The sequence below is a fragment of the Bacillus sp. AR8-1 genome, assembly GCF_008042345.1.
Classification (GTDB): domain Bacteria; phylum Bacillota; class Bacilli; order Bacillales; family Bacillaceae_G; genus Bacillus_A; species Bacillus_A cereus.
The window spans coordinates 1-1,082 of the sequence record NZ_QNUB01000091.1; the positions used below are offsets into that span (position 1 = coordinate 1).

Sequence of the window (1,082 nt, forward strand, 5' to 3'; positions counted from 1 at the left end):
ATGTTACAACGTGGTACTATAGCTACAGAATTTTGGCTACATCCGAAAGATCAAACGGATGCTGACAAAATGTTAGAGGATATCGCTAATAGAGTAGCAACTAAAGATTACGATAAAAAAGTAACCGAATTAGAAAGAAGTATCGCTGCTAATGAGGAAGGCGTTACTATCATTTCCAAAAAACAGGAAAGTTTTATTAATGAGACCTATAATGCCTATGTAAAGAAAACAGAATCGAAGTTGCAGGTATTAGATGAAGGGATCTTAGCACAAATTTTAAAAGACGGTATCATTACTTCTATCAATATGTCACCTGGTAAGATTACAATCGATGCTGAGAAACTGAATATTAATGCAGATACAATGGTCAAATGGTTAACGGCAAAAGGAATTGATACGAATCTTATTCGAATTGACGGTGATAAAATAACCATTGATAAAGACGGTGTAACTGTTAAAATGCTAGACTTCCTATTCCAAGATGAATGGGGAACAAAAACAACTGCGGTATCAAGACGAAACCTAATAGCAGATCCCGACTTTTCTAGTGTTACAAAGAAAAACATTGGGAATGCAGATTATTATGGATTTGAAGGTGGATATGGTCTTACTTGGAAGTCGTGGGGCAATGTAGTAATAGAAAAAAATAAACCTGTATTCGATTACGAGCAAATGGTAAATGCCACAAGGGTAGATATGTATAACTATCCAGAAGCAATCGTGAATAATGGTATACATCCTGGAAATGAATACACAGTATCTGCTCATTTTAGAACAGCAATGATAAATGGGGTACGTAAAACAGGGAAGCCGCGTTTACAAGTATGCTGCGTTACATTCCGAGACAATGTAAGTTACGATACATGGCATGAACAAAAAATGGATTTTCCTGAACCATCTACCTATTATGGAGAAATCAGAAGATACTCTTTCACTTTCAAAGTACCGACAAACTATATTCCGCAACAGCACGCATTAATTATTAAGGTTTGTTCTGGAAATGCTGACATGAGACAAGGTACAGCGGTTTGTGTATCGGGTGTAACGCTATACAGTGGTAAATATGCATCTATGTATAACTG

Annotated in this window: 1 pseudogene; it reads left to right on the forward strand. The window is 36.2% G+C overall.

Going from position 1 to position 1,082, the window contains the following annotated elements:
* Positions 1–1,082: pseudogene (locus DN400_RS29260) on the forward strand (phage tail spike protein); the annotation flags it as partial.